Source organism: Mycobacterium sp. DHQP2018-32-09 (assembly GCF_058148405.1).
Window position 1 is genome coordinate 18,210 of the sequence record NZ_JBYVYK010000047.1, and the last position, 23,427, is coordinate 41,636.

A 23,427-nucleotide genomic window follows, 5' to 3' on the forward strand; every position below is an offset into this window, starting at 1 on the left:
ATGTTCGGCAACATCGGCTGGGGGGAGATGCTGATCCTGGTGATCGCCGGCCTGGTGATCCTCGGACCCGAGCGCCTTCCGGGCGCCATCCGCTGGACCTCGGGCGCGGTGAGGCAGGCCAAGGACTATCTCAGCGGCGCCACCAGCCAGCTGCGGCAGGATCTGGGCCCGGAGTTCGAGGACCTGCGGCAGCCGCTGTCGGAGTTGCAGAAGCTGCGTGGCATGACGCCGCGCGCCGCGATCACCAAGCATCTGCTCGACGGCGACGACTCGTTCCTCACCGGCGTCTTCGACAAGCCGGGGGAGCAGACCTCGGCCGATGCGTCCGCGACCGGCGGCAACGGATCGGGCCCCACCGCGGAGAAGCCGCACTCGGCGCCGCCGCCCGTGCCGCCACCGGCGCCGCCCCACGTGCCCGGCTTCACGCCGTTCGACAGCGACGCGACGTAGCGGCGCGGCTACCGCCCGGCGGGATCGAGCCCCAGCGACATGCCGGCGAGGCCGCGCTTGCGGGCCGACAGCGCGTCGGCCACCTTGCGCAGCTCCTTGCCCGCCGCCGAATCCGGGGCCGACAACACCAGTGGCACACCGGCGTCGCCCGCGGCGACCAGGCCGGGATCCAGCGGCACCTGGCCGAGCAGTGGCACGTCGGCGCCGACCGCGCGCGTCAGGCTCTCGGCGACCTGCCGGCCACCGCCCTCGCCGAACAGTTGCATCGTGGTGCCGTCGGGTAGCAGCAGACCCGACATGTTCTCCACCACGCCGGCGATGCGTTGCCGCGTCTGCAGCGCGATGGCGCCGGCGCGCTCGGCCACCTCGGCCGCGGCCAACTGCGGCGTGGTCACCACCAGGATCTCGGCACCCGGGATCAGCTGCGACACCGAGATCGCGATGTCGCCGGTGCCCGGCGGCAGGTCGAGCAGCAGCACGTCGAGGTCGCCCCAGTAGACGTCGGCGAGGAACTGCTGCAGCGCCCGGTGCAGCATCGGACCGCGCCACACCACGGGCGTGTTGCCCTGGGTGAACATCGCGATCGAGATGACCTTCACGTCGTGTGACACCGGCGGGATGATCATCGAGTCGACCTGCGTGGGGCGATCCGCGGTGCCGATCATGCGGGGTACGGAGTGGCCGTAGATGTCGGCGTCGAGCACGCCCACCGACAGTCCGCGCGCGGCCATGGCGGCCGCCAGGTTCACCGTGACGCTGGACTTGCCGACGCCACCCTTGCCGGAGGCCACGGCGTAGACGCGGGTCAGCGAGCCCGGCTGGGCGAAGGGGATCACGGGCTCGCGGGAGTCGCCGCGCAGCAGCTTGCGCAACTCGGCACGTTGCTCGTCGTCCATCACGTCGAGCGTCACCCGGACCGCACCGGTGCCCGGGACGTCGGAGACGGCCTGCGTGACGCGGTCGACGATCTCGGTCTTCTTGGGACACGCGGAGGTGGTGAGGTACACCTCGACGTGCACGCCGTGGTCGTCGTCGACCGTGACGTTCTTGACCATGCCGACTTCGGTGATCGGCCGGCGCAGCTCGGGATCGACGACCTTGCCCAGCGCCGCGCGGACGGCGGGTTCGAGGTCTTTGGCTGTAGAGGACATCACCGCGAGTCTAGGCCGCGGCGGGCGGCCACGGTCCAACGGCCGTGAACCAGGTCAGGCCGGAGGCGGGCCCGGCACGGCGCCGGGGGTCTGCAGTCCGAGCGGGCCGGGTGCCGGCAGTCCCAGCGGGCCGGGAGCAGGGGCGGGCACCGGACCGAGTGGCGGGGCCGGTGCCGGGCCGAGGAGCGGGGCCGGCGGCGGAGCGAACGGGGGTGGCGGGAAGGGCGGTGCGAACGGGGCGGGTGCCGGGGCCTCCGGCGGCGATGCCGGCGTGCCCTGCAGGCAGAACACCGCGCAGTTCTGTTGCGCGCCTGCGGCCGCCGGGCCCGGCAGCGGTCCGGGCGCCGAACCGGGTGCCCCCAGCTGACCGGCGGTGTTCATCCCGCCCGCGATGTCGAACAGCGGCGTCACGGCCAGCGGATCGTTCGACGGCAGCCCCATGGCGTTGCCGGGAAGTCCCGGGCCGAGACCCTCCGGGTTGCTGGCCAGGTGGACGTCGGAGATGGGCGGTGGGGGACCCGTGATGGGCGGCAGGTCCACCGGCTCCACTCCGGTGGCGTAGGCGGCGGCCCAGCCGAGGACGTTCTGGGCATAGGCCATCGAGTTGTTGTAGCGCAGGATCGCGGTCAGCACCTGCGACTGGTCCCGCAGGTTCAGGCCGCCGCTGCACAGGTAGCGCGCGGCCGCCAACGATGCGTCGTACACGTTCTGCACGTCGGCCTTGCCGTCACCGTCGCCGTCGGAGGCATACCGCGCCCACGTCCCCGGCAGGAACTGCATGGGTCCCATCGCGCGCGCGTACGTCACCCGGCCGGCCTGCACGCTGTGCACGATCACCTCGTTGCCCGGCAACGTGCCGTCGAGGCTGGGGCCGTAGATGGGTTGCACCACGGTGCCCGTGGCGTCGGTGGCGCCGCCGTTGGCGTGCCCCGACTCGATGCGGCCGATGCCGGCCAACAGGTTCCAGCTGACGCCGCAGCCCGGGTAGGCCGACGCCATCATGCGTTCGGCGTTGCGGTACGCCTTGAGCGCGACCATGGGGATGCGCAGCGAGCCGACGGGTGCCATCACGATGGGCGGCGGCGGGGGCGAGGGGTTCGCCAGCGCGACGCGCACGGGCTTGAACGGTTTGGCCGCGGCGATCACCTTGGCGCCGCCGGTGTTTCCGGCGTCGGCGCCGGCGGTGGCGACCGCCGCCAGCGGCGTGTAGCCGTCGGCACTGACCTGGTGCCGTGCGGCCGGGGCGGCACCGCCGACGGCTCCCAGCAGCACCACCGGCGCCAGCACGGCGACGCCGAAGGCGGGTGAGCGGACCGCGCGGCTCGCGCGACGGCGCCATGCCGTCCAGCCCTCGCGTCCCCCCGCCGGTCCTCTGAAGTGCACGTCACCGTCCTCGAAGCCCAAAGATCGTGTGGACCACGTCACCATACCCAGTGCTGATTCCGGTGTTGCAGGAATGCAACAGAGTGGTTGCGGTCAACGATCGGGACTAGCGACCGGCACTCTCCGGATCGGTACCCGGGTCGGTCGACACGGTGTCGGATTCGGGGTGGGATCCGGTGTCGGTGTCGGTGTCGGTGTCGGTGTCGGTGTCGGACCCGGTGTCCGTCTGCGTGGCCGGCGCGGCGGCGCGGGCGGCCGGCTTGTGCTTCTTGTCCGACTTCGACTTTCCGGCCTTCGGGGGCACGAGTTCGTTGAGGGCGTCGCGCAGGTCCTCGAGTTCGCGGCGCAGGTAGTCGCGGGTGACCACCTCACCCACCGCCAGGCGCAGCGACGCGAGCTCGCGAGCGAGGAACTCGGTGTCGGCCTTGGTCTGCTGGGCCCGGCGCCGGTCCTCCTCGAGCGAGACGCGGTCGCGGTTCTCCTGCCGATTCTGGGCCAGCAGGATCAACGGCGCGGCGTAGGCCGCCTGGGTCGAGAACGCCAGGTTCAGCAGGATGAACGGGTAGGGGTCCCACTGCAGGTGCACCGACACCAGATTGAGCGCGATCCACACGATCACGATCACGGTCTGGATCGCGAGATACCTTCCGGTGCCGAGGAATCGGGCGATCGATTCGCTGACCTTGCCGACGGCCTCCACGTCGAAGCGCGGTGTCAGGCGACGACCGCCCACGCGAGGGGTGTCCAGGCGGGAGCGGGACGAGTCGGTCACGACGGCGTCCCTGGCGCGACGTCGGTCATGGGCAGCTCGGGCTCCTCAGCGCTCACGCGCCAGTCGTGTGGCAGCAGATGGTCGAGCACGTCGTCGACGGTGACGGCGCCCAGGAGGTGGTTCTCCTCGTCGACCACCGGACCGCACACCAGGTTGTAGGCCGCGAAGTAGCGCGTCAGCGCCGCCAGCGACGTATCCGGTGCCAGGTTCGGCAGGTCCTTGTCGAGGATGCCGCTGACCAGCGTCGCCGGCGGCTCCCGCAGCAAGCGCTGCAGGTGCACGCAGCCCAGGTAGCGGCCGGTGGGGGTGGCGGTCGGAGGCCGCACCACGAACGTCAGCGAGGCCAGCGCGGGGGTCAGGTCCGGGTCGCGCACGCGTGCGAGTGCCTCGGCCACGGTGGTGTCGGGCGCGACGACGACGGGTTCGGAGGTCATCAGACCGCCCGCGGTGTCGGGGGAGTGCTTGAGCAGCCGGCGCACCGGCTCGGAATCCTCGGGGTCCATGCGGGCCAGCAGCACCTCGGCGCGGGACGCGTCGAGTTCGGCGAGCAAGTCCGCGGCGTCGTCGGGATCCATCTCCTCGAGCACGTCGGCGGCGCGTTCGGTGTCGAGTTGCTCCAGCAGGTCGGCCTGCTCGGTCTCGGGCAGCTCCTGCAGGATGTCGGCGAGCCGCTCGTCGCCGAGGGCGTTGATCACCTCGTAGCGCCGCTTGGACGGCAGCTCGCGGATGGCGTCGGCGACCTCGATGGGGCGTTGGCCTTCGAACTGGGCGAGCAGCTGGGCGACCCCCTGCCCGGGGAGCGCCAACGCCGACGGCGTCAGACCGGCCACGTTCTTCCAGTCGACGACGTGGACGGTGGTGCGCCTGCCGAGCCGCCGGTGGCTGCGCACGGCCACGCGCGTCACCAGCCAGTCGCGGGAACGCACCTGTTCGATGCCGAGGTCGACGACGATCACGTCGACGCCTGCGATGGTGGGGTGCTCGGGGTCGTCGACGCGCACCCGGGTGTCGAGCACCTGGCCCAGCACCAGCACCTCGCCCGGGCGTTGCGCGAAGCGGCGCAGCGACACGTTGCCGGTGACCAGCGTGACGGCATCGGGTTCGATGGACGTGACGCGCAGGATGGGGACGAAGATCCGTCGGCGAGTGAGCAATTCGACGACGAGGCCGAGCACGCGGGGCTGCTGTTTGACGATGCTGATGCTGATCACGACGTCTCGGACGCGACCGATGGACTCACCGTCCGGGCCCAGGACCACCAGCCCTGCAAGCCGGGCCGCGTAGACCCTGTTCACCGCCGCCATGTGTCAAAGGGTAGAGAGTGTTGCCGTGGATAACCGCTATCGCCCCCGCCGAACCTGCTTGTCGGTTCCTGGCAGCAGCGCCAAGATGATCGACAAGGCACGGCGGCTGCCGGCCGACGAGGTGTTCCTGGATCTCGAGGACGCCGTGGCGCCCGAGGCGAAGGCAGAGGCGCGCGGCCGCGTGGCGGCGGCGCTCGCGGGTGGGGGCTGGGGCGGTCAGCTGCGGGGCGTGCGGGTCAACGACTGGACGACGCCGTGGACGCACGCCGACGTCATCGAGGTAGTCGCGGCCGCGGGCGCCCATCTGGATCTGATCGTGCTGCCGAAGGTGTCCGACCCGTCCCACGTGCACGCACTGGATCTGCTGCTCTCGCAGTTGGAGGCCACTCACGGATTGCCGCACGGGCGCATCGGCATCGAGGCGCAGATCGAGGACGCGGCGGGGCTCAGCGCGGTCGACGCCATCGCCGCCGCGCCGCGGGTGCAGGCGCTGGTGCTCGGCCCCGCCGACATGATGGCGAGCCTCAACATGCGCACGTTGGTGGTCGGTGAGCAGCCCGAGGGATACGACGTCGGCGACGCGCACCACTACGTGCTGATGCGCATCCTGGTCGCCGCGCGCGCCCACGGGATCAACGCCATCGACGGTCCGTTCCTGAAGGTGCGGGACACCGCGGCCTTCCGCCGGGTCGCGGCCCGCTCGGCGGCGCTGGGTTACGACGGCAAGTGGGTGCTGCATCCCGACCAGATCGCCGCGGGCAACGAGGTGTTCAGCCCGCGGCAGGCCGATTACGACCACGCCGAGTTGATCCTCGAGGCCTACGAGTGGCACACGTCGCGGGCGGGCGGTGCACGTGGCGCGGTGATGCTCGGCGACGAGATGATCGACGAGGCGAGCCGCAAGATGGCGCTGGTCATCGCGGGCAAGGGGCGGGCCGCGGGCATGCCCCGCACCACACCGCCGTTCGAGCCGCCGGCACGCGGCTAGATGGTGCTGAAGTCGTAGCCGTCGCTGCCGGGGTCGGCGGCCATCACGACCGCGAAGAAGACCAGGTACGCCACGATGGTCACCACCGAGATCACGATGCTCGCGATCGCCATGCCGCGGCCGGGTTGCCCGGTGCGCTTGGTCTCGGTCATCGCGACGATTCCCAGGATCAAGCCCACGACCGGGGGGATCAGGCACAGGCACGCCCCGCCGGCCAGGCCGACGAGGGATGTCACCAGGGCCGCGATGGCCTTGCCGTTGGTGCCCTGCGGCGGCGCTGCCCGGTAGGGGTCGTAGGGCGGGTATGCGCCGGGCCAGCCGCCCTGCGGCGGCGGATGGGGAGACGGATACGGGGGCTGCTGGGGTCCGAAGCCGGGCGGCGGGTAGTACACCGGGGGTGGCAGCCCGGGCGCGGGTTGTCCCGTGCCCGGTGGGGGCGCCCCGGGCGGCGGCGTCGCGTCGGCGGGATAGTCCACCGGAGCGTAGGGGTCGTACGGCGTCGACTTCTCCAGCGGGGCGAATTCCTGGGCGTGCGACGGCTGCTCGGGTCGTTCGTCTACCACGTGTTCGCCGCCTTCCCGATGACGATCATGGTCGCCAACAACGTCAGGGCCCCCACGACGATCGCAGCGTACGCGAGCGCGCGGCCCCGCCCGCCGTGAACGCTGATCTGGTTGAGGGCCACGACGGCCAGCCCCACCCCGAGCAGCGATCCGACGCCGAACAGCGTGAGCACCGACGACGCGAAGGCGACGACGGCCAGGCGGTTGAGCCGTGGCGCGTGGTCGGCCGTGGTCATCGGGAGCCTTGCGATCGGGGAGTGGCGATCAGGGAGTGGCGTTCAGCGAGTGCAGGCTCAGCACGCCGACGAAGAAGATCACCACGATCACGTAGAGCACCAGGGTGCCCGCGCCCACGCAGATGCCGCCGATGGCCAGGCCCCTGCCACGTTCACCGGACTTCTTGATCTGGCCGAGAGCCATGATGCCGAGCACGATGCCGGCGATGGACCCGATGACGCCGATGATGCAGAACAGGCTCAGCGGCAGCCCGACCCCCGCACTGACGAGGGACGCGACGGCCAGGTTGTTGTTGTTGGGCGGCGGTCCGAACTGCGGCGGTCCGTACGGCGCCGCTCCGTACTGGGGCGGTGGCGGGTAGCCCGGCGCGCCGTAGCCCACCGGCGGTGCACCGTAGGGCGGCGGGGGGGTGGCGAATCCCGGGTGGCTCGCCGCGGTTCCCGACGGGTCGTAGGGCGTGTGCTCGTACGGCGCACCGTAGGGCGGGGGTGCACCGTACTGGGGGGCACCGTACTGGGGTGCACCGTATTGGGGGGCGCCGTGTTGGGGCGCACCGTACGGGGGCGCGCCGCCGTACTCGGGGACCCCGTATGGCGGCGGTGCACCGTAGGCCGGTGACCCGTGATCGGGCGCGCCGTAGGGCGGCGGGGCCTGATAGGTCGGTACGGGGTGAGCGGGGTGCGCGGACCCCGGCGGCGCGTCCTGCGGCGCAGGCTCCGGGTCGGTCGCGCCGCGAGGCAGGTCGTGGGCGCGCGTCGGCTCGTCGGATCGGGGCAGGTCGCCGCTGGGTGACCGGTCCCCGGTGGCCGCCTCCGCCGGGCCCGCCTGCGGGTCGGATGGGGACGTCGGTTCGCCGCCTGAGCCCTCGCTCGTCATGGCGTCAAACCTAGCGCACGTGCCGAAGGCGAACGCTGAGCGCGAATCCGGGGCACGATGATCGACACGTGCCAGGGCGCGATGATCGACCTGTGCCAGGGCACGATGATCGACCTGCGCCAGGGCACGATGTGGCCGGGTGCGACGTTGTGAGTGCACAGGCCATACCTTCGACTCCAAAGGAGAGCACGATGACCAGCCCCCTTCAACCTGGGCCGAAGCCGGGTCGCGGAGGACCGGCAGGGTTGCCCACGCCGCCCAAGGGGTGGCCCATCGGGTCCTATCCCACCTACGCCGAGGCGCAGCGTGCCGTGGACTACCTGTCGGATCAGCAGTTCCCGGTGCAGCAGGTGACCATCGTCGGCGTCGACCTGATGCAGGTCGAGCGCGTCACCGGCCGCCTGACGTGGCCCCGCGTGCTCGGCGGCGGCGCCTTGACCGGCGCCTGGCTGGGCCTCTTCATCGGTCTGGTGCTCGGCTTCTTCAGCCCGAGCCCCTGGGGTTCGCTCATCGCGGGTCTGATCGCCGGTGTGTTCTTCGGCTTGATCACCTCGGGCTTGCAGTACGCAATGGCAAGGGGCACCAGGGATTTCAGCTCGACCATGCAACTGGTTGCGGGTCGCTACGACGTGCTGTGTGATCCCCAGAGCGCGGAGCAGGGACGGGATCTGCTGGGGCGCTTGGCCATCTGACCCGGCCGCGGGCGGTGCCCGCGCACGGGTGCGCCGCAGGTCACGATTGTGGCCGATTTGGCGGCGCGCGGTGCGAGAGTGTTGCACATCACGCGCAATTCGCTCTACGGTTTGCGCGCGGGACATTCCCGCGAACGCCTGATCGGAGGCTGTTGTGCGCGCTCGGCGGCTGTGCGCTGCGTCGTTGGTTGCGTTGACGGCGGCCGTGTCCGCCTGCAGCTCGAGCAGCGGCGGCACCGTCATCAACTTCTACACACCCGCAAGCGAGATGGCGACGTTCACCGCGGTGGCCAAGCGCTGCAACGAGCAGCTCGGCGGTCGCTTCACCATCAAGCAGGTCACGCTTCCCAAGGGCGCCGACGATCAGCGATTGCAGCTGGCGCGCCGGCTCACCGGGAACGACAGGTCGCTCGACGTGATGGCGCTCGACGTGGTGTGGACGGCGGAGTTCGCCGAAGCCGGTTGGGCGTTGCCGCTTTCCGACGATCCGTCGGGTCAGGCCGAGGTCGACGCCCGCGACGACACCCTGCCCGGGCCGCTCAAGACCGCCGAATGGCAGGGCCGGTTGTACGCCGCGCCCATCACGACGAATACCCAATTGCTCTGGTACCGGCCAGATTTGATGTCACAGGCCCCCGCGACGTGGGACGAGATGGTCGCCGAGGCCACGCGCCTGCACGCGGCGGGCAAGCCGAGCTGGATCGCGCTGCAGGCCAAGCAGTACGAGGGCCTCATGGTGTGGTTCAACACGTTGCTCGAGAGCGCCGGCGGGCAGGTCCTGTCCGACGACGGACGCACCGTCACGCTCACCGACACCCCCGAGCACCGCGCCGCGACGGTCAAGGCCTTGCAGATCATCAAGTCGGTGGCGACCGCTCCGGGCGCCGATCCGTCGATCACGCAATCCGACGAGGGCACCGCGCGGCTGGCGCTCGAACAGGGCAACGCCGCGCTCGAGGTGAACTGGCCCTTCGTGTTGCCCTCGATGCTGGAGAACGCCGTCAAGGGCGGGGTGTCCTTCCTGCCGCTGAACGAGGTGCCCGAGCTGCAAGGCAGCATCGGCGACACGGGCAGCTTCTCGCCGACCGACGAACAGTTCCAGGTGGCCTACGACGCCAGCAAGAAGGTGTTCGGCTTCGCCAACTATCCGGGCGTCATCCCGGGACGGCAGGCCAAGGTGACCCTCGGCGGGCTCAACCTCGCCGTCGGCAAGAACACCCAGCACCGCGACCTCGCCTTCGAGGCCATCCGGTGCCTGCGCAGCGCCGACAATCAGCGTTACACGTCGGTCGAGGGCGGTCTGCCCGCCGTCCGGGCCTCGCTGTACGACGATCCGGCGTTCCAGGCCAAGTACCCGCAGTACGACGTCATCCGTCAGCAGCTCGTCAACGCCGCGGTGCGGCCCGCCACCCCGGTGTACCAGGCGGTGTCGACTCGCATCACCGCGACGCTCGCCCCCATCACCGACATCGATCCGGAGAGCATGGCCGACGAACTCACCGAGCAGGTGCAGAAGGCCATCGACGGCAAGGGGCTGATCCCATGACCGCACCGGCGACGAGATCGGCGCCGGCAGCGAGCGCGTCCGGCACCGACGACGTCAAGTCCGAACGCCGGCTGGCGTTCTGGTTGATCAGCCCGGCGGTGCTGCTCATGCTGGCGGTCACCGCGTACCCGATCGCGTACGCGGTGTGGCTGAGCCTGCAGCGCTACAACCTGGCCGCACCCGACGACACCGAGTTCGTGGGTCTGGGCAACTACGTCACGATCCTCACCGACGGCTACTGGTGGACGGCGTTCGCCGTGACGCTCGGCATCACGGTCGTGTCGGTGGCCATCGAGTTCGCGCTGGGCCTGGCGCTGGCACTCGTCATGCACCGCACCATCTTCGGCAAGTCGGTGGTGCGCACGGCCATCCTGGTGCCCTACGGCATCGTGACGGTGGCCGCGTCCTACAGCTGGTACTACGCGTGGACCCCGGGCACGGGTTACCTCGCCAACCTGCTGCCCACCGGTTCGGCGCCGCTGACCGAACAGCTGCCCTCGCTGGCCATCGTGGTGCTCGCCGAGGTGTGGAAGACCACGCCGTTCATGGCGCTGCTGCTGCTGGCGGGCCTGGCGCTGGTGCCCCAGGACCTGCTGAACGCCGCGCAGATGGACGGCGCGGGTGCCTGGGAGCGCTTGACGAAGATCATCCTCCCGATGATGAAGCCCGCCATCCTGGTGGCACTGCTGTTCCGGACGCTCGACGCGTTCCGCATCTTCGACAACATCTACGTGCTGACCGCGGGCGCCAACGACACCATGTCGGTGTCGATCCTGGGCTACGACAACCTGTTCAAGGCGTTCAACCTGGGGCTCGGATCGGCGATCAGCGTGCTGGTGTTCCTGTGCGTCGCCATCATCGCGTTCATCTACGTCAAGGTCTTCGGCACGGCGGCTCCGGGTAGCGACGAGGAGAACGCGCGATGAGCGAACGGGCCAATCCCTCGCGGGCGGCCGGGTGGACCGTCGTCAACGTCGTCGTCGTGCTGTACGCGTTGTTCCCGGTGCTGTGGATCCTCTCGCTGTCGTTGAAGCCGACGTCGAGCGTCAAGGACGGCAAGCTGATTCCCGACGCGATCACGTTCGACAACTACGCCGCGATCTTCCAGGGCAACGTGTTCACCTCGGCGCTGGTCAACTCCATCGGCATCGGTCTGATCACCACGGTGATCGCCGTGCTGATCGGCGGCATGGCGGCGTACGCCATCGCGCGGTTGTCGTTCCCCGGCAAGAAGCTGCTCGTCGGCGTCGCCCTGCTCATCGCGATGTTCCCGCAGATCTCGCTGGTGACACCGATCTTCAACATCGAGCGCAGCATCGGGCTGTTCGACACGTGGCCGGGTCTGATCATCCCGTACATCACGTTCGCGCTGCCGCTGGCCATCTACACCATGTCGGCGTTCTTCAAGGAGATCCCGTGGGATCTGGAGAAGGCCGCGAAGATGGACGGGGCCACGCCGGGGCAGGCGTTCCGCAAGGTGATCGCCCCGCTGGCCGCCCCGGGCATCGTCACGGCGGCCATCCTGGTGTTCATCTTCGCCTGGAACGACCTGCTGCTGGCCCTGTCGCTGACGGCGACCGAGCGGGCCATCACGGCACCGGTCGCCATCGCGAACTTCACCGGCAGTTCGCAATTCGAGGAGCCCACCGGTTCGATTGCCGCGGGCGCCATGGTGATCACCATTCCGATCATCGTCTTCGTTCTCATCTTCCAACGACGGATCGTGGCCGGCCTGACGTCCGGTGCGGTGAAGGGGTAGTTCATGGCCGAGATCGTGCTGGACCACGTGACCAAGAGTTACGGCGCCGGTTCCGATGGCGCCCGCGCCGCCGTGAAGGACCTGTCGCTGACCATCGCCGACGGCGAATTCATCATCCTGGTGGGTCCGTCGGGATGCGGTAAGTCCACGACGCTGAACATGATCGCCGGGTTGGAGGACATCAGCTCCGGTGAACTGCGCATCGGGGGCCAGCGCGTCAACGAGAAGGCGCCCAAGGACCGCGACATCGCGATGGTGTTCCAGTCCTACGCGCTGTACCCGCACATGACGGTGCGCCAGAACATCGCCTTCCCGCTGACCCTGGCGAAGGTGGCCAAGGCCGACATCGACGCCAAGGTCGAGGAGACCGCGAAGATCCTCGACCTCACCGCGCTGCTCGATCGCAAGCCCGGTCAGCTCTCGGGCGGGCAGCGGCAGCGCGTGGCCATGGGTCGGGCAATCGTGCGCAGCCCCAAGGCATTCCTGATGGACGAGCCGCTGTCCAACCTCGACGCCAAGCTGCGCGTCCAGATGCGATCGGAGATCGCGAAGCTGCAGAGCCGGCTGGGCACCACCACGATCTACGTGACGCACGACCAGACCGAGGCCATGACCCTCGGCGACCGCGTCGTGGTGATGCTGGCGGGCGTCGCGCAGCAGATCGGCACGCCCGACGAGCTGTACAACCGGCCCGCCAACCTGTTCGTCGCGGGTTTCATCGGCTCCCCGGCGATGAACTTCTTCCCGGCTCGGCTGTCCGATGACGAGGTGCGGTTGCCGTTCGGCGAGGTGACGCTGTCGCCGGAACAGCGCGCGGTGCTCGGCAGCCATCCCACGCCCGCCAACGTGATCGCAGGCATCCGGCCCGAACACCTCGAGGACGCGGCGCAGATCGACGCCTACGCGCGGATCCGCGCGCTGGTGTTCGAGGTGAACGTCGACCTGGTCGAGTCGCTGGGTGCGGAGAAGTACGTGCACTTCCACACCGAGGGCGCGGGGGCCCAAGCCAGCCAGTTGGCCGAGCTGGGCACCGAATCCTCCTCGGGGGTCAACGAATTCGTGGCGCGCGTGTCCACGGCCTCGACGCTGACGGCGGGCAAGGCCGGGGAGCTGGCCTTCGATCCGAGCAAGTTGACGCTGTTCGACGCCGACAGCGGGATCAACCTGTCGATCCCGCCCGCCGAGTGAGCGACGTCCTCGCCGCCGTCCGCACCCGGCTCGACGAGCACTTCGCGGCTCGCGGCGCGGGCGAACCGGTGTCGGCGAGCGTGACGTTCTTGGGCACCGAGCCAATGACCGTGCTGCGCTACGGACCGGACGTCTCCGGGTCGTATCACTATGTCTCACTGGGCTGTTCGCGTCACCCCATGGCGGACCCCACGGACTTCCATGCCGACCCGACCAGCGGTCCGCGCGCCGAGGTGCTGATGACGTTGCGCGGGTCCACCCCCGCAGGGTTGGCCAAGTCGATCGCGATCGTCGCCTCGACGCCGGCGGTGGAGGGCCTGGTGCTGGTGCCCGACGCGCTGGTGGACCTCGAGACCCCGCTGTGGGAGGGCGCCCCGTTCACCGCCATGCTGTTGGGTGCAGGCGACGTCGCCGACGTCGACGTGGCCGGATCGGATCACGCGGTCACGGTGCTGACGGCCACGCCCATCACCGCCACCGAGGCGGCCTGGGTGCGGCTGAAGGGGGCGGCGGCCATGCGCGAGGCGTGGGTGGCCGACGGCGTCGACCCGACCGATCCGCGACGGCGGGCCGCGAGCCCGTCCTAGGTCACAGCCAGCCGTTGCGGCGGAAGTTGCGGTACAGGAACAGGCAGACGCCGATCATGACGAGCAGGATCGCGGGATAGCCGAAGGTCCAGTGCAGTTCCGGCATGTCATCGAAGTTCATGCCGTAGATGCCGGCCAGCATCGTCGGCACCGCGGCGATCGCGACCCACGCCGAGATCTTGCGCATGTCGACGTTCTGCTGCATGGCCACCTTGCCGAGCGCGGCCTCGACGAGGGAACTCAGCATGTCGTCGTAGGAGGCGATGCGGTCGGCGGCCTGGCTGTTGTGGTCGAAGACGTCGCGCACGTAGCGGCGCACCTCCTTCGACACCAGGTCGTCGAGGTCGGTGATCAGCTTCTGCAGCGCCGGTGTCAGCGGGGTGATGGCGCGGCGCAACTCGACGATCTCGCGCTTGAGCATGTAGATGCACTCGATGTCGGTGGGGGTGCGGGGGGAGAAGACGTTCTCCTCCATCACGTCGATGTCGGCCCAGATGAGGTTGGTGATGTCGAGGTAGTTGTCCACGACGTGGTCGGCGATCGCGTGCAGCACCGCGAAGGGGCCCAGTGCCAACCGGTCGGGGGAACTCTCCAAGTCCTTGCGCACCCCGGCCAGGCCGCCGTGCTCGCCGTGGCGCACGGTGACCACGAAGTCGGGTCCGACGAAGATCATCACCTCCCCGGTGTGCACCACCTCGCGGCTGAGCGCGGTGCGCTCGTGCTCGACGTAGGTGACGGTCTTGAGCACCAGGAACAGCGTGTCGTCGTAGCGCTCGAGCTTGGGGCGCTGGTGGGCGTGCACGGCGTCCTCGACGGTCAGCGGATGCAGGCCGAAGACCTCGGCGATGGCGGTCATCTGGTGCAGGTCGGGCTCGTGCAACCCCACCCAGACGAAGGCGTCGACGCCGTCGGCCCGCAGATCCTTGGCCTTGGCGAGCGCGGCGGCGTGGGTGAACTTACCGTGCAGGCGTTTGCCGTCGGCGTACACGCCGCAGTCGACCATGGCCCGGGCCACCGGAACCGGGATGGCGGCGGGCCGGGGTTCGACGGTGTTGCGCGGCGCGGTGCGCAGCACCGACTCCTGGAGATCCCTGAACGACGGCATGCGCCAACGCCTCCTCGACTCGCGCCCGCGGCACGCCCGGGGCATCCGCGCGGATGGTACGCCGCGACGGTGAAATCGACGTGTCGGCGAACGGCGAGCGTGCCAACGGGTGCAGTAACGTGGCTCGCGTGCCGGTAGCCGAAGCCCTGAAGGCCTGAGTTCGACGATGCGTCGTGGGGTCCTGGCGCTGGTGGCGCTGCTCGTCGCCGGCTCCGTGGTCGGGTGCGCCGGCACGTCGGCGCCGCCGTCGATCGCGGTCGGTGCCACCACTGACGTCGAGTCCACGCTGCTGGCGCAGCTGTACGCCGCCGCGCTGCGCTACTACGGCAGTGCCGCCCACGTGCAGACGACGCGCGACCCGATCGGCGACCTGGATGCCGGTGACGTGCGGGTGGCCCCCGGCCTCACCGGTGAGGTGCTGACGCGTTTCGACCCCGGTTCGGCGGCCCGGGCACCCGAGCAGGTCTATCGCGCGATGATCGCGGCGCTGCCGGAGGGCATCGGCGCGGGCGACTACGCCCAGTCGGCCACCGACGAGCCCGCGGCCGCCGTCACGGATCGCACGGCGGCCAGGTGGGGCGGCCGCGACGTCACGGCGCTGGTGCGGGCGTGCGGTCCGGTGACGGTCGGCGCGGTGGCGGGCGCGAACCCGCCGCGCGAGGTCGGCTCCTGCACGTTGGGCACCCAACGCGAGTTCGGCGACGCCGCAGCGATGTTCGACGCGTTGCACGCCAACCGCATCGACGTCGCGTGGACGTCGACGGCGGCCTCCGACGTCCCGGAGTGGGCAGTCGTGCTCGGCGATCGCACCGCGTTGATCCGCGCCCAGAACGTGGTGCCGCTGTATCGCCGCAACGAGTTGAGCGAGCAGGAGGTGCTGGCGCTCAACCAGATCGCCGGCGAACTCGACACCGGCGCCCTGGCGGACATGCTGCGCCAGTCGCGCGAGGGCAAGGATCCCGCGGCGCTGGCCGCCGACTGGCTGTCGTCACACCCGCTCGGGCGGTAGACCCGTCCGAGCGGTCAGTGGGTGCCGGGTAGCACCTTGGCCATGGCGCCGGAGAACAGTCGCTGGTACCCCGAGCCGGTGACGCGCACGATCACGTCGAGCACCTTGGCGTCGGCGCCGACGAGCACGCGGGCCCGCTTCTTGCGCACGGCGTCGAGGATGATCACGGCGGCCCGCTCGGGGGAGGTGTTGGCGAGCTTCTTGTCGAAGAGCTTCGCCAGCTCCTGGGGGTCCAGCCCGTCGGCGGCGGTGGCGTTGCGCGCGATCGCGGTCTTGATGCCGCCCGGGTGCACCGTGGTCACCGAGACGGGGTGGCGCTTGGCGAGCATCTCCTGACGCAGGGCCTCGGTGAACCCGCGGACGGCGAACTTCGCGGCGTTGTAGGCCGCCTGCCCGGGGACGGCGAAGATGCCGAACAGGCTGGAGACGTTGACCACGTGGCCGTCGCCGGACTCGATGAGGTGCGGCAGGAAGGCCTTGGTGCCGTTCACGACGCCCCAGAAGTCGACGTCCATGACGCGTTCGATGTCCTTGAACTGGCTGACCTCGACGTCGCCGGTGAACGCGATGCCGGCGTTGTTGTAGATCTGGTTGACCTTGCCGAAGTGCTCCTTGACGGCGTCGGCGTACAGCATGAACGCCTCCCGCTCGGTGACGTTGAGGCGGTCGGTCTTCACCGGGGTGCCGATGGCCTTGATGCGCTCCTCGGTGATCGCGAGCCCCTCGACGTCGACGTCGCTGATCGCGAGTTTGGCGCCCGAGCGTGCCAGCTCGATCGCCAATGCCTGACCGATGCCGGATCCCGCCCCCGTGACGACGGCGACCTTGCCTGCGAAGCCCTCCATGCGCACTCCTGTCGTGGTTGCTATTCGACTCGTGTCGAAGTCTAGCCAAACGCGGTACCGGCGGTACCGCGCAGGTCGTGTAACGGGGAGTCGACGGCGTGCGATGCCATGGACATGAGTTTCTCGCGCACCGCCGCCTCGACGCTGGCCATGGCGATCGGCATCGCGTTCGGCGGGGCCGCCGCGGCGACCGCCGGCGCCGCCCCGGCCCAGGCCGATCCCACCGATGCGTTCTCCAACGTGCTCGGCGCGGCGGGCGTCACCGGAATCGACCCCGCCACGGCGGTGTCGGTGGGGCAGTCGGTGTGCCCGATGCTGGCAGAGCCGGGCCAGAACATGGCCAACGTCGCCGCCGGCGTCGCCGATGCGCTCGGCAAGCCGCTGGGCCCGGCCACGATGTTCACCGGTCTGGCCATCAAGATGTTCTGCCCCGGCGCCGTGGCGTCGCTGGCCAACGGCCAGACCCCCTTGCCCCTGGGAATGCTGGGCCTCTAAAGACGTCTGCGTGGGTGCCGTCCGTTCCGGCAGACGGGCGGCCCCCACGTAGCGACAAGCCCCTGCGACACCTGCGATTCGTGGAGTCTCCGTCGCGGTGAGCGCGACCGAGACTCCACGAATCGCTAGGCGCCGAACGCCTCGTCGATGATCTCCTGCTGCTCGACGGCGTGCACCTTCGAGCTGCCCGACGACGGTGCCGACATGGCGCGCCGCGAGATCCGCTTGATCCCGGTGAGCTTGTCGGGCAACAGTTCCGGCATGGTCAAACCGAACGTCGGCCACGCACCCTGGTTGGCCGGTTCCTCCTGCACCCAGAAGTACTGCTCGACGTTGGGGTACTGGTCGAGCGTGGCGCCCAGGCGCCGCTTGGGCAGCGGGTAGAGCTGCTCGACGCGCACGATGGCGATGTCGTCGCGCTTGTCCTTGGCCTTGCGGGCCGCCAGCTCGTAGTAGATCTTGCCGCTGGTCAACAGGATTCGCTTGACCTTCGAGCGGTCGCCGTCGCCGTCGGAGTAGGTGGGCTCCTCCAGGATCGAGCGGAACTTGATCTCGGTGAAGTCCCTGATGTCGCTGACGGCGGCCTTGTTGCGCAGCATCGACTTCGGGGTGAAGACGATGAGCGGCCGGTGGATGCCGTCCAAGCCGTGGCGGCGCAGCAGGTGGAAGTAGTTGGCCGGGGTCGACGGCATGGCCACCGTCATCGAGCCCTCCGCGCACACCTGCAGGAACCGCTCGATGCGGCCCGACGTGTGGTCGGGCCCCTGCCCCTCGTGGCCGTGCGGCAGCAGCAGCACGACGTCGGAGAGCTGACCCCACTTGGCTTCGCCGGAGCTGATGAACTCGTCGATGATCGACTGTGCGCCGTTGACGAAGTCGCCGAACTGTGCCTCCCACAACACCATGGCGTCCGGGTTGCCCACCGAGTAGCCGTATTCGAAGCCCACGGCGGCGTACTCCGACAGTGCCGAGTCGTACACCATGAACTTGCCGCCCGACGGCGTGCCGTCGGGGTTGGCGGCGAGCAGCTGGATGGGCGTGAACTCCGCGCCCGTCTTGCGGTCGATGATCACCGAGTGCCGCTGGGTGAAGGTGCCACGGCGGGTGTCCTGGCCGGACAGCCGGACCAACTTGCCCTCCGACACCAGCGTGCCCAGCGCGAGCAGCTCGGCGAACGCCCAGTCCACCTTGCCCTCGTAGGCCATCTCCCGGCGCTTCTCCAGGACGGGCATGACGCGCGGGTGCACGTTGAAGCCCTCGGGGAACGCCAGGTGTGCATCGCCGATGCGGGCCAGCAGTGACTTGTCCACCGCGGTCGAAAGGCCTTGCGGCGTCAGCTGATCGGACTCGACGGACTCGCTGGGCTCGATGTCGTGCTTCTCGAGTTCGCGAACCTCGTTGAACACCCGCTCCAGCTGGCCCTGGTAGTCGCGCAGCGCGTCCTCGGCCTCCTTCATCGAGATGTCGCCACGCCCGATGAGGGCTTCGGTGTAGGTCTTGCGGACACCGCGCTTGGTGTCGATGACGTCGTACATGTACGGCTGCGTCATCGACGGGTCGTCACCTTCGTTGTGCCCGCGGCGGCGGTAGCACAGCATGTCGATGATGACGTCCTTGTGGAACTTCTGACGGAAGTCCACGGCCAGGCGCGCCACCCAGGCGGCGGCCTCGGGATCGTCGCCGTTGACGTGGAAGATGGGGGCTCCCACCATCTTCGCGACGTCGGTGCAGTATTCGCTGGAGCGCGAGTCCTGCGGCGAGGTGGTGAACCCGATCTGGTTGTTCACGACGATGTGCACGGTGCCGCCCACGCGGTAGCCACGCAGCAGCGCCAGGTTCAGCGTCTCGGCCACCACGCCCTGACCGGCGAACGCCGCGTCGCCGTGCAGCATCAGCGGCATCACGGTGAAGCCGTCGGGCCCGTCGCCCTTGTCCACCAGGTCCTGCTTGGCGCGCACGATGCCCTCGAGCACCGGGTCGACGGCCTCGAGGTGGCTGGGGTTGGCCACCAGCGACACCTCGACGTCGTTGTCGCCGAACATCTGCAGGTAGGTGCCGCCCGCGCCCAGGTGGTACTTGACGTCGCCGGAGCCGTGCGCCTGCGACGGGTTGAGGTTGCCCTCGAACTCGCTGAAGATCTGCGAGTAGGGCTTGCCCACGATGTTGGCCAGGACGTTGAGCCGGCCGCGGTGGGGCATGCCGATGACCACCTCGTCGAGGCCGTGCTCGGCGGCCTGGTCGATGGCGGCGTCCATCATCGGGATGACGGTCTCGGCGCCCTCGAGCGAGAAGCGCTTCTGGCCCACGTACTTCGTCTGCAGGAACGTCTCGAACGCCTCGGCGGCGTTGAGCTTGCTCAGGATGTACTTCTGCTCGGCGACGGTCGGCTTGTCGTGCTTGACCTCGACGCGTTCCTGGATCCACTTCTGCTGCTCGGGTTCCAGGATGTGGGTGTACTCGACGCCGACGTGGCGGCAGTAGGCGTCGCGCAGCACCGAGAGGACGTCGCGCAGCTTCTTGTACTGGGCGCCCGCGAAGCCGTCGACCTTGAACTCGCGGTCCAGGTCCCACAGCGTCAGGCCGTGCGAGAGCACGTCCAGGTCGGGGTGGCTGCGGAAGCGTCGCTGGTCCAGCCGCAACGGGTCGATGTCGGCCATGAGGTGGCCGCGGTTGCGGTAGGCCGCGATGAGTTCGATGACGCGGGCGTTCTTGTCGGCGATCGCGTCGGGGTTGTCGGTGCGCCACCGGACCGGCTCGTAGGGGATGCCGAGTTCGCGGAAGATCTCGTCGTAGAACGCGTCGTCGAGCAGCAGCTCGTGCACGGCGCGCAGGAACGCACCCGACTCCGCCCCCTGGATCAGGCGGTGGTCGTAGGTGGAGGTCAGCGTGATGAGCTTGCCGACGCCCAACTCGTTGATGCGCTCCTCGCTGGCACCCTGGAACTCGGCGGGGTACTCCATGGCGCCCGCGCCGACGATGGTGCCCTGGCCGGGCATCAGGCGCGGCACCGAGTGCACGGTGCCCAGCGTGCCGGGGTTGGTCAGGGAGATGGTGACGCCGGAGAAGTCCTCGGCCGTCAGCTTGCCGTCGCGGGCCCGCCGCACGATGTCCTCGTAGGCGGCGATGAACTGGCCGAAGCGCATGGTCTCGCAGCGCTTGATGGCCGCCACCACCAGCGAGCGGCTGCCGTTCTTGCCGGGCAGGTCGATCGCGAGGCCCAGGTTGGTGTGCGCCGGGGTGACGGCGTTGGGCTTGCCGTCGATCTCGGCGAAGTGCCGGTTCATCGTGGGGAACTGCTTGACGGCCTGGACGATCGCGTAGCCCAGCAGATGGGTGAAGCTGATCTTGCCGCCGCGCGTGCGCTTGAGGTGGTTGTTGATGACGACGCGGTTGTCGATCATCAGCTTGGCCGGGATGGCACGCACGCTGGTGGCCGTCGGCACCTCGAGCGAGGCGTTCATGTTCTTGACGACGGCGGCCGCCGCGCCGCGCAGCACCGCGGCCTGGTCGTCCTCGGTGGGCGGGGGACCGGCCGGCTTCTCGGGCTTCGCGGGCTCCGGGTTGGCCGCGGTCGAGGAATTCGACGGCTTGGTCGCGGACTCCGCGGGCTTCGCGGGTGCGCTCTTGGCCGGGGCGGCCTTGGGGGCCTCGCTCTTGGGGGATCCGGCCGTCGGCGCCGTCGAGTTCTTCGGGGCGCTGCCCGTGGCGGGGGCTGCCGTCGTCCCGTTGCTCGCGGCCTTGGCCGGCGGCGGGGCGGGGGCCGGGGTCGGCGGGGTCTGGGGCTGCCTACCGGTACCGCCCGAGCCGTTGCCGTTCACCCCGGTGGCCGCGGAGTCCGTGGTCGGTTCCGGTGAGTAGTCCACGAGGAACTCGTGCCAACTCGGATCGACCGAGGAGGGATCCTCCCGGAACTTGCGGTACATCTCCTCGACCAACCACTCGTTCTGCCCGAATGGTGAAGGTGAACTGCTCACGTGAGCTGTCGCCTCGATTCTTCTGCCCGTGCGATCGAGCCGGTGCCCGCTCGCCATCTCTGTTGCGGTATGGCCCACCCTTGCGCCTCACCCAGGCTATCCCTCACAGACTTGGCAGACCACGGCGACGTCGGATTCGGCGTGCCGGCACGGCGAACCGCGGGCGGCCCGCGCCGAATCGGCTGGTCGAGGGTCAATCGCGGGGTGCGGGGAGCACGTGCAGCGTCGCCGGCCACCGCGTGGGCGGCGTGCCGAACGCCTGCCGCGCATTGGCGACGATCTTCTTTCCCATGGCTCGGTTGCCCACCCCGCCCACCACGGCGCCGACGCCGACGGGGAGCAACTTGCCGAACGCGATCGCGCCGCGCTTGAGGGTGTACTTCTTCACGAAGTACTTCAGCAGCCGCGAGTTCAGCTGCGACACGGCGGGCAACGGGAGCGAGGCGGCGCCGTCGGCCAGCCAGGCACCGCTGGTGCGCCCCGGCCCGACGAGGTCGCGCATGGCCGTCCTGCCGTCCTCGCCGACCAGGACCGCGAGCACCAGGGCGCGCCTGCGCTCGCGATGCTCGGCCGGGACGCCGTACACCTCGGCGACGGCCAGCACGAACACCGACGTGGCCTCCAGGAACACCACGGTCTCGCCGGCCACGGCCGACATGGCGGCAATGGTGCCGATCCCCGGGAACGCCGCCGCCGACCCGACGGCGGCGCCGCTTGCGATCACCGCGGCCAGGTACTGCTTCTCGAGCTTCGCGACGATCTCTGCGGGACTGGCCTGCGGGTTCTGGTCCCGCAGCCGGTCGACGTAGGCGCGCACGGCAGGACCTTGCACGCGGGCGCCGCGTTCGATCACGTGCGACAGCACCTTGGCCGCCTTGCTGGAGTCGCTCGCGGCATCGCTGGGGACGGCGGGCAGGTGCCGCCGGTCGGCGCCAAAACCACTCATGTGCTCGGCCTTCCGTTCGCGTGCCGGGATCTCCCAGGCTAACTCTCCGTCAACGACCGACGGTGCCGTCCGCGTGCCCGGACGTGAGCGTCGTCACCGGTGGTGCGCTGACCTGCGGGGAAGAAATCGTTGCTCGGCCGTGCTGACCAGTTCCATGGCAGCATCACCGGACGTGGAGTCCCCCCGTGCCCAAAAGTCGACGGGTGCCCCACCCAGCCAGACCCGGATGATCGTGGTGCTCGGGTTGCTGGTGGCGTTGGGCCCGCTGACCATCGACATGTACCTGCCCGCACTGCCGCGCATCGGCGAGGAGCTCAACGTCTCGTCGTCGGTGGTGCAGCTGACGCTCACCGGCACCCTCGTCGGGCTCGCGCTCGGTCAGCTGGTCATCGGTCCGCTGTCGGATTCGCTGGGCCGCCGCAAACCCCTGATGGCGGGCATCGCCCTGCACATGGTCGCGTCGGTGATGTGCCTGTTCGCGCCGAACATCGCCACGCTCGGCTTGGCCCGCGGCCTGCAGGGCGTGGGTGCCGCGGCGGGCATGGTGGTGGCGCTCGCCGTCGTCGGCGACCTGTTCTCCGATTCCGTCGCCGCCACGGTCATGTCGCGGCTGATGTTGGTGCTCGGCGTCGCGCCCGTGGTGGCCCCGTCGCTGGGTGCGGCGGTGCTGCTGCACGGTTCGTGGCACTGGGTGTTCGCGGCGCTGGTGGTGTTGGCCGGCGGGCTGCTGCTGATGGCCGTGTTCGCGCTGCCCGAGACGCTGGCGCCGTCACATCGCAGGCCGTTGCGGGTGCGGGGGATCCTGTCGACCTATCGCGGCTTGCTGGGCGACCTGCGCTTCGTCGTGCTGGTGCTGGTCGCGGCGCTGGGGATGTCGGGGCTGTTCGCGTACGTCTCGGGTGCGTCCTTCGTGCTGCAGGGCAGCTACGGCCTCGATCAGCAGACCTTCGCGCTGGTGTTCGGTGCCGGCGCCATCGCCCTCATCGGGGCCACGCAGTTCAACGTCGTCTTGCTGCGCCGCTTCTCGCCACAGCGCATCGTGACGTGGGCGCTGAGCGCGGCCACGGTCGTGGGCGTGGTGTTCGTGGGGCTGGCCGCCGTGGGCGTCGGCGGGCTGGCGGCGTTCCTGGCGCCGGTGTTCCTGATCTTGGCGGCCATGGGTCTGGTCATCCCCAACGCCCCCGCGGTCGCGCTGTCGCGGCACACCGAGGCCGCGGGTACGGCGGCGGCCCTTCTCGGCGCGGCGCAGTTCGGGCTGGGCGCGGCGGTGGCGCCACTGGTCGGCGTCCTGGGCAACGACGAGTTGGCGTTGGCGGTGGTCATGGCCGTGGGCGCGGCGGTGGCCCTGCTGGCATTGCTGGCCATCGGCACCACGGGGGCTGCGGACGCGGACGCCGACGTCCCCGTGGGCGCCGTCGCCGATCCCGCGTGAGCACGGCGGGGGTACCCCGACTCGACCCCGCACCCCGGGGTCCGTAGCGTCGGCGACGTGGTGTCCTGCACCGCGTAGCCCGCCCACCCCTTCGCATCCCGAGTAGGACCGTGTCGACTCCCAGC

At 69.9% G+C, this 23,427-nt stretch carries 21 protein-coding genes and 1 pseudogene; 11 read left to right on the plus strand and 11 right to left on the minus strand.

The window, feature by feature from the left end:
- Entirely contained in the window at nt 1–450 is a 450-nt protein-coding gene (gene tatB, locus AC30CM_RS20830) for a Sec-independent protein translocase protein TatB (RefSeq protein ID WP_490118811.1), read from the plus strand.
- 8 nt (nt 451–458) lie between these two features.
- On the opposite strand, the gene AC30CM_RS20835 is transcribed toward tatB, so the two are convergent.
- The 4 genes and pseudogenes from AC30CM_RS20835 to AC30CM_RS20850 form a co-directional block, all read right to left on the minus strand.
- Nucleotides 459–1,601 carry an Mrp/NBP35 family ATP-binding protein gene (locus tag AC30CM_RS20835; protein ID WP_490118812.1) on the minus strand — a complete coding sequence of 381 codons (1,143 nt, stop codon included), beginning with the start codon at nt 1,599–1,601 and terminating at the stop codon, nt 459–461.
- Nucleotides 1,602–1,655: 54 nt separating this feature from the next.
- Nucleotides 1,656–2,984 carry a lytic transglycosylase domain-containing protein gene (locus AC30CM_RS20840; RefSeq protein WP_490118813.1) on the minus strand — a complete coding sequence of 443 codons (1,329 nt, stop codon included), beginning with the start codon at nt 2,982–2,984 and terminating at the stop codon, nt 1,656–1,658.
- A 241-nt stretch (nt 2,985–3,225) separates the two neighbouring features.
- Nucleotides 3,226–3,756, minus strand: a pseudogene (locus tag AC30CM_RS20845) (DUF1003 domain-containing protein); the annotation flags it as partial.
- Entirely contained in the window at nt 3,753–5,060 is a 1,308-nt protein-coding gene (locus AC30CM_RS20850; protein ID WP_490118814.1) for a magnesium transporter MgtE N-terminal domain-containing protein, read from the minus strand. The pseudogene AC30CM_RS20845 and the gene AC30CM_RS20850, both read right to left, overlap by 4 nt.
- A gap of 25 nt (nt 5,061–5,085) precedes the next feature.
- On the opposite strand from AC30CM_RS20850, the gene AC30CM_RS20855 reads away from it, so the two are divergent.
- A complete protein-coding gene (locus AC30CM_RS20855) occupies nt 5,086–6,048 on the plus strand; it encodes an HpcH/HpaI aldolase/citrate lyase family protein (RefSeq protein ID WP_490118815.1) in 963 nt (320 codons plus the stop codon).
- On the opposite strand, the gene AC30CM_RS20860 is transcribed toward AC30CM_RS20855, so the two are convergent.
- The 3 genes from AC30CM_RS20860 to AC30CM_RS20870 are packed head-to-tail and all read right to left on the minus strand — an operon-like array spanning nt 6,045 to nt 7,724.
- Nucleotides 6,045–6,611, minus strand: a complete 567-nt coding sequence (locus AC30CM_RS20860) for a DUF4190 domain-containing protein (protein ID WP_490118816.1) — start codon at nt 6,609–6,611, stop codon at nt 6,045–6,047. The genes AC30CM_RS20855 and AC30CM_RS20860 overlap by 4 nt on opposite strands.
- Nucleotides 6,605–6,847: a DUF4190 domain-containing protein gene (locus tag AC30CM_RS20865; protein ID WP_490118817.1), complete on the minus strand. Its 243-nt coding sequence runs from the start codon at nt 6,845–6,847 to the stop codon at nt 6,605–6,607. Before AC30CM_RS20865 ends, AC30CM_RS20860 begins: the two co-directional genes overlap by 7 nt.
- Before the next feature lie 28 nt (nt 6,848–6,875).
- On the minus strand, nt 6,876–7,724 hold the full coding sequence (locus AC30CM_RS20870) for a DUF4190 domain-containing protein (RefSeq protein ID WP_490118818.1): 849 nt from the start codon (nt 7,722–7,724) through the stop codon (nt 6,876–6,878).
- A 191-nt stretch (nt 7,725–7,915) separates the two neighbouring features.
- Here AC30CM_RS20870 and AC30CM_RS20875 point away from each other — a divergent pair, with 191 nt between their 5' ends.
- From AC30CM_RS20875 to AC30CM_RS20900, 6 genes are all read left to right on the plus strand, one after another.
- Entirely contained in the window at nt 7,916–8,416 is a 501-nt protein-coding gene (locus AC30CM_RS20875; protein ID WP_490118819.1) for a YflT domain-containing protein, read from the plus strand.
- A gap of 154 nt (nt 8,417–8,570) precedes the next feature.
- Entirely contained in the window at nt 8,571–9,962 is a 1,392-nt protein-coding gene (locus AC30CM_RS20880) for an ABC transporter substrate-binding protein (protein ID WP_490118820.1), read from the plus strand.
- Nucleotides 9,959–10,888 carry a carbohydrate ABC transporter permease gene (locus AC30CM_RS20885; protein ID WP_490118821.1) on the plus strand — a complete coding sequence of 310 codons (930 nt, stop codon included), beginning with the start codon at nt 9,959–9,961 and terminating at the stop codon, nt 10,886–10,888. The genes AC30CM_RS20880 and AC30CM_RS20885 overlap by 4 nt, the downstream gene beginning before the upstream one ends.
- Complete coding sequence (locus AC30CM_RS20890; protein WP_490118822.1) at nt 10,885–11,721, plus strand: carbohydrate ABC transporter permease; 837 nt, start codon at nt 10,885–10,887, stop codon at nt 11,719–11,721. Before AC30CM_RS20885 ends, AC30CM_RS20890 begins: the two co-directional genes overlap by 4 nt.
- Nucleotides 11,722–11,724: 3 nt before the next feature.
- Complete coding sequence (locus AC30CM_RS20895; protein WP_490118823.1) at nt 11,725–12,909, plus strand: ABC transporter ATP-binding protein; 1,185 nt, start codon at nt 11,725–11,727, stop codon at nt 12,907–12,909.
- Nucleotides 12,906–13,496, plus strand: coding sequence for a suppressor of fused domain protein (locus tag AC30CM_RS20900; RefSeq protein ID WP_490118824.1), 591 nt, complete (start codon nt 12,906–12,908; stop codon nt 13,494–13,496). Before AC30CM_RS20895 ends, AC30CM_RS20900 begins: the two co-directional genes overlap by 4 nt.
- Nucleotide 13,497: 1 nt before the next feature.
- On the opposite strand, the gene corA is transcribed toward AC30CM_RS20900, so the two are convergent.
- Nucleotides 13,498–14,601: a magnesium/cobalt transporter CorA gene (gene corA / locus AC30CM_RS20905; RefSeq protein WP_490118825.1), complete on the minus strand. Its 1,104-nt coding sequence runs from the start codon at nt 14,599–14,601 to the stop codon at nt 13,498–13,500.
- A gap of 166 nt (nt 14,602–14,767) precedes the next feature.
- On the opposite strand from corA, the gene AC30CM_RS20910 reads away from it, so the two are divergent.
- Nucleotides 14,768–15,610 (plus strand): glycine betaine ABC transporter substrate-binding protein, encoded by an 843-nt coding sequence (locus AC30CM_RS20910; RefSeq protein WP_490118826.1) that lies wholly within the window; start codon nt 14,768–14,770, stop codon nt 15,608–15,610.
- Between the two features lie 14 nt (nt 15,611–15,624).
- Here the strand turns inward: AC30CM_RS20910 and AC30CM_RS20915 are convergent, their stop codons facing one another.
- Nucleotides 15,625–16,455, minus strand: a complete 831-nt coding sequence (locus tag AC30CM_RS20915; protein ID WP_490118827.1) for an SDR family NAD(P)-dependent oxidoreductase — start codon at nt 16,453–16,455, stop codon at nt 15,625–15,627.
- A 114-nt stretch (nt 16,456–16,569) separates the two neighbouring features.
- On the opposite strand from AC30CM_RS20915, the gene AC30CM_RS20920 reads away from it, so the two are divergent.
- A complete protein-coding gene (locus AC30CM_RS20920; protein ID WP_490118828.1) occupies nt 16,570–16,950 on the plus strand; it encodes a DUF732 domain-containing protein in 381 nt (126 codons plus the stop codon).
- A 125-nt stretch (nt 16,951–17,075) separates the two neighbouring features.
- Here the strand turns inward: AC30CM_RS20920 and AC30CM_RS20925 are convergent, their stop codons facing one another.
- Both AC30CM_RS20925 and AC30CM_RS20930 read right to left on the minus strand, forming a co-directional pair.
- Nucleotides 17,076–20,873, minus strand: a complete 3,798-nt coding sequence (locus AC30CM_RS20925) for a multifunctional oxoglutarate decarboxylase/oxoglutarate dehydrogenase thiamine pyrophosphate-binding subunit/dihydrolipoyllysine-residue succinyltransferase subunit (protein ID WP_490118835.1) — start codon at nt 20,871–20,873, stop codon at nt 17,076–17,078.
- Nucleotides 20,874–21,117: 244 nt separating this feature from the next.
- Nucleotides 21,118–21,870 (minus strand): hypothetical protein, encoded by a 753-nt coding sequence (locus AC30CM_RS20930; protein ID WP_490118829.1) that lies wholly within the window; start codon nt 21,868–21,870, stop codon nt 21,118–21,120.
- Between the two features lie 154 nt (nt 21,871–22,024).
- Here AC30CM_RS20930 and AC30CM_RS20935 point away from each other — a divergent pair, with 154 nt between their 5' ends.
- Nucleotides 22,025–23,302, plus strand: a complete 1,278-nt coding sequence (locus tag AC30CM_RS20935; protein WP_490118830.1) for a multidrug effflux MFS transporter — start codon at nt 22,025–22,027, stop codon at nt 23,300–23,302.
- Nucleotides 23,303–23,427 lie beyond the last annotated feature (125 nt).

Bases quoted from the DNA above. Each gene is read 5' to 3' on its own strand.
- tatB (WP_490118811.1), top strand. From the start codon at position 1: ATGTTCGGCAACATCGGCTGGGGGGAGATGCTGATCCTGGTGATCGCC.
- AC30CM_RS20835 (WP_490118812.1), bottom strand. From the start codon at position 1,601: ATGTCCTCTACAGCCAAAGACCTCGAACCCGCCGTCCGCGCGGCGCTG.
- AC30CM_RS20850 (WP_490118814.1), bottom strand. From the start codon at position 5,060: ATGGCGGCGGTGAACAGGGTCTACGCGGCCCGGCTTGCAGGGCTGGTG.
- AC30CM_RS20865 (WP_490118817.1), bottom strand. From the start codon at position 6,847: ATGACCACGGCCGACCACGCGCCACGGCTCAACCGCCTGGCCGTCGTC.
- AC30CM_RS20870 (WP_490118818.1), bottom strand. From the start codon at position 7,724: ATGACGAGCGAGGGCTCAGGCGGCGAACCGACGTCCCCATCCGACCCG.
- AC30CM_RS20875 (WP_490118819.1), top strand. From the start codon at position 7,916: ATGACCAGCCCCCTTCAACCTGGGCCGAAGCCGGGTCGCGGAGGACCG.
- AC30CM_RS20885 (WP_490118821.1), top strand. From the start codon at position 9,959: ATGACCGCACCGGCGACGAGATCGGCGCCGGCAGCGAGCGCGTCCGGC.
- AC30CM_RS20890 (WP_490118822.1), top strand. From the start codon at position 10,885: ATGAGCGAACGGGCCAATCCCTCGCGGGCGGCCGGGTGGACCGTCGTC.
- AC30CM_RS20895 (WP_490118823.1), top strand. From the start codon at position 11,725: ATGGCCGAGATCGTGCTGGACCACGTGACCAAGAGTTACGGCGCCGGT.
- corA (WP_490118825.1), bottom strand. From the start codon at position 14,601: ATGCCGTCGTTCAGGGATCTCCAGGAGTCGGTGCTGCGCACCGCGCCG.
- AC30CM_RS20910 (WP_490118826.1), top strand. From the start codon at position 14,768: ATGCGTCGTGGGGTCCTGGCGCTGGTGGCGCTGCTCGTCGCCGGCTCC.
- AC30CM_RS20915 (WP_490118827.1), bottom strand. From the start codon at position 16,455: ATGGAGGGCTTCGCAGGCAAGGTCGCCGTCGTCACGGGGGCGGGATCC.
- AC30CM_RS20920 (WP_490118828.1), top strand. From the start codon at position 16,570: ATGAGTTTCTCGCGCACCGCCGCCTCGACGCTGGCCATGGCGATCGGC.
- AC30CM_RS20925 (WP_490118835.1), bottom strand. From the start codon at position 20,873: ATGTACCGCAAGTTCCGGGAGGATCCCTCCTCGGTCGATCCGAGTTGG.
- AC30CM_RS20930 (WP_490118829.1), bottom strand. From the start codon at position 21,870: ATGAGTGGTTTTGGCGCCGACCGGCGGCACCTGCCCGCCGTCCCCAGC.
- AC30CM_RS20935 (WP_490118830.1), top strand. From the start codon at position 22,025: ATGGCAGCATCACCGGACGTGGAGTCCCCCCGTGCCCAAAAGTCGACG.